The 3,536-nt window shown below is 66.2% G+C and carries 4 protein-coding genes; 3 read left to right on the top strand and 1 reads right to left on the bottom strand.

Translation table 11 applies throughout. From position 1 onward, the window contains the following. Positions 1-173: 173 nt before the first annotated feature. The gene (locus WA965_RS26870) at positions 174-608 is read right to left on the bottom strand and encodes a DUF5318 family protein (protein WP_526293914.1); all 435 of its coding nucleotides are present in this window, start codon (positions 606-608) and stop codon (positions 174-176) included. Between the two features lie 123 nt (positions 609-731). On the opposite strand from WA965_RS26870, the gene WA965_RS26865 reads away from it, so the two are divergent. The 3 genes from WA965_RS26865 (at position 732) to WA965_RS26855 (ending at position 3,402) form a co-directional block, all read left to right on the top strand. After that, the gene (locus tag WA965_RS26865) at positions 732-1,604 is read left to right on the top strand and encodes a DUF1707 domain-containing protein (protein ID WP_526293913.1); all 873 of its coding nucleotides are present in this window, start codon (positions 732-734) and stop codon (positions 1,602-1,604) included. A gap of 115 nt (positions 1,605-1,719) precedes the next feature. Continuing rightward, complete coding sequence (locus WA965_RS26860; protein ID WP_178357744.1) at positions 1,720-2,265, top strand: PadR family transcriptional regulator; 546 nt, start codon at positions 1,720-1,722, stop codon at positions 2,263-2,265. A 60-nt stretch (positions 2,266-2,325) separates the two neighbouring features. Next, complete coding sequence (locus tag WA965_RS26855; protein ID WP_526293912.1) at positions 2,326-3,402, top strand: inositol-3-phosphate synthase; 1,077 nt, start codon at positions 2,326-2,328, stop codon at positions 3,400-3,402. Positions 3,403-3,536: the final 134 nt, after the last annotated feature.

The raw sequence follows: 3,536 nt of genomic DNA, 5'->3' as shown, positions 1-3,536 counted from the left end.
CCGGGGCACCGGGGCGTGGGCGCTTCGCAGCGCCCTGAGTCGGCGGCCGGTGCCGAGCGCCATCACCGGACCGCTGAGGCGGACCGTCAGGTCGTTGGGGTGGTCTCGGGCTCACGCCGTCGGTCATCTTGCCCTCCCGGGCGTCTCTGGCTGACCGGTCGTGGCGCCCTTCGTTATTCACTGGCCGTGCGCGCACGACCGCGCGCCGTCTGAGTGCGTCGTGGCTTGGGCGAACCCTGTGGGGGCGGTACCTCTCCCAGCTTGTACGACTTGACCAGGTGATTCCAACTGCAGGTCCGACATACCTCCACCACATGTACCGAGAACTCGTCGTAACGGGTGGCCAGCATGACCAGCTCCTCTGCGGTGCGGGCCGAACCGGACACCGCGCCGAGGTGATCGCCGAACACCCACGACACCAGGGTCAGCTGTTCCTTGCGGCAGATCGGGCAGATCACCGAGCTCGACTTGCCGTGGAACTTGGCGGCCCGAAGCAGGTAGGGATTCGCGTCGCAGACCTCCGTGACGCCGGTGCGCCCCGAATAGACCTCGGCCAGCAGGGACCGGCGCCGCAGGGCGTAGTCCACCACCTGTCGCTGCAATCGCACGAGGACCAGAGTACGTCGGCGCCATGACCACCGAGGCGCGACCTGCGGCCGGTTCCCTCAAATCGACGGTCAAGATCAAGGCTGGCCTGCGACATCACCGGGGGAACTCTTACGATCATCGACGTGGCCCCGGGCAGCTCAGCGCGACGTGGTGCAGGGACGCGCGCAAAGGACAGCGACCGCAACGACACCTGCCAGATCCTCGACACCGCGCTGGCGGAGGGCCAGCTGTCGATGGCCGAACACGGCGAGCGGGTCAAGACGGCGACCACCGCTGCCACCCTGGGCGAGCTGCAGTCCCTGGTCTCCGATCTGCAGACCGCCAACTCGTCGGCGCCGGTCATCACCCGGGTGGTCAACCGCCGGGTCCCGGCCATCGGCAACGGCTGGGGCCTGCGTGCCGCGATGGCCGGCTTGCTGGTGGTGCTCGGAATCGCGATCGGCTGGGGCCTCTACGGCAACACCCCGTCGCCGCTGAACTTCACGTCGGACCCCGGCGCCAAGTCCGACGGGGTCCCCGCCAAGGTGCTGACCCCGCCGCGGCAACTGCACTCGCTGGGCGGTCTGACCGGGCTGCTCGAGCAGATGCGACAGAAGTGGGACGACACCATGGGGTACTCGTTGACCGTTTACCCGGACTACGCCGCCCTGCAGCGGCCCGACCAGGCCGACGACCGGCGGGCGCTGCAGTACATCTATCGCGGCGGCTGGGGTGACCCCTCGTCGTCGGCCAGGGACGACCGTGACGTGCTCGTCGACCTCGCCGCGTTCGACGTGCCGACCGTGGTCGGCATCATGCGCGGCGCTCCCGAAACACTGGGCATCAAGGCCGAGGACGTCGACAATCTCTATCTCTCCATCGATGCGAGCAGCGACGAGACCGCCCCGCCGGGTGCCATCGACCTGGCCGTTTATGTGTCCAGCGAGTTCGGAAGCGGCTACATCGAGCTGAACGGCGACGGCTCCGTCAAGCAGATCAACTACCCCAGCAACTGACACCCCCGCGTCATTTCCCCGCTACCGATATGACGGCGAATATATCGGCGCGATACACTTGCCCGACGTGTTGAGTCGTCGTAGCGACGACCGGAAGTGTGAGGAGGTGGCCCGAATGCTGGAACTGGCTGTTCTGGGTCTCCTCCAGGAATCCCCGATGCACGGCTACGAGCTGCGGAAACGTCTGACGGGTCTACTCGGTGCGTTCCGCGCTTTTTCGTACGGTTCGCTCTACCCGGCGCTGCGGCGCATGCAGGCCGACGGCCTGATCGTCGAGGACGCCGCCCCCGAGGGCACCGTGAAGGTCCGCCGCGCCCGCCGCGTCTACCAGCTCACCGACGCCGGCAAGAAGCGCTTCACCGAACTGGTGGCCGACACCGGCCCACAGAACTTCTCCGACGACGGCTTCGGCGTCCACCTCGCATTCTTCAACCGCACTCCCGCCGAGGCGCGGATGAGGATCCTCGAGGGACGTCGTCGCCAGGTGGAGGAACGTCGGGAAGGCCTTCGTGAAGCCGTCGCGCGGGCAAGCAACTCGCTGGACCGCTACACCCGGCAGCTCCACCAGCTGGGTCTCGAGTCCAGCGAGCGGGAAGTCAAATGGCTCAACGAATTGATCGCGGCCGAGAAATCGGCGCAAGACCGCGCAGACCAGGCCTGACCGGGTCGAGTGCGTAATGAGTGATACAGCAATCGGAGTAGGACAAAGGGAGAAGTCGTCATGACCGCAAGCAATGACGTCCGGGTCGCGATCGTCGGCGTGGGCAACTGCGCGTCCTCGCTGGTGCAGGGCGTTCAGTACTACAAGGACGCAGACGAGAACGCCACCGTTCCCGGCCTGATGCACGTCAAGCTCGGCCAGTACCACGTGCGCGACGTGAAGTTCGTCGCCGCATTCGACGTGGACGCCAAGAAGGTCGGCTTCGACCTCTCCGAGGCCATCTTCGCCTCGGAGAACAACACCATCAAGATCGCCGACGTACCGCCGACCGACGTCGTCGTGCAGCGCGGACCGACGCTCGACGGCATCGGCAAGTACTACGCCGAGACCATCGAGATCTCCGACGTCGAGCCCGCCGATGTCGTCAAGGCGCTCAAAGACGCCAAGGTCGACGTCCTGGTGTCCTACCTGCCGGTGGGCTCCGAAGAGGCCGACAAGTTCTACGCCCAGTGCGCGATCGACGCCGGCGTGGCCTTCGTCAACGCCCTGCCCGTCTTCATCGCCTCGGATCCGGTGTGGGCCAAGAAGTTCGAAGACGCCGGCGTGCCTATCGTCGGCGACGACATCAAGAGCCAGGTCGGCGCCACCATCACCCACCGCGTGATGGCCAAGCTGTTCGAGGATCGTGGCGTGCAACTCGACCGCACCATGCAGCTCAACGTCGGCGGCAACATGGACTTCCTCAACATGCTCGAGCGCTCACGCCTGGAGTCGAAGAAGATCTCCAAGACCCAGGCCGTCACCAGCAACCTGCAGCGCGAGTTCAACACCAAAGACGTGCACATCGGCCCGTCCGACCACGTCGGCTGGCTCGACGACCGCAAGTGGGCCTACGTCCGCCTGGAAGGTCGCGCCTTCGGTGACGTGCCGCTGAACCTGGAGTACAAGCTCGAGGTGTGGGATTCGCCCAACTCGGCCGGCGTCATCATCGACGCGGTCCGTGCCGCGAAGATCGCCAAGGACCGGGGCATCGGCGGACCCGTCGAGGCGGCCTCTGCCTACCTGATGAAGAGCCCGCCGAAGCAGCTGGCCGACGACGTCGCGCGCGCCCAGCTGGAAGACTTCATCGAGGGCTAGTCCCTTCCGCCGGAATTGCATTCCAGCCAATGTGACCTGCGGTCGCCCGTTCCGGGGTGAAAATTGGGGGGTGGTCGCCTTGCGACGCCGTCGCTGCATGGTTCTTCGAGGCCGTATTCCAGCCAGGTGCTGGA

The organism is Mycobacterium sp. (assembly GCF_049683935.1).
In the GTDB taxonomy this organism is placed as follows: domain Bacteria; phylum Actinomycetota; class Actinomycetes; order Mycobacteriales; family Mycobacteriaceae; genus Mycobacterium.
This window is presented reverse-complemented; position numbering and strand designations above follow the sequence as displayed.

Excerpts from the sequence above, each read along its gene's own strand:
- WA965_RS26855 (WP_526293912.1), top strand. The coding sequence starts at position 2,326 with ATGACCGCAAGCAATGACGTCCGGGTCGCGATCGTCGGCGTGGGCAAC.
- WA965_RS26860 (WP_178357744.1), top strand. The coding sequence starts at position 1,720 with ATGCTGGAACTGGCTGTTCTGGGTCTCCTCCAGGAATCCCCGATGCAC.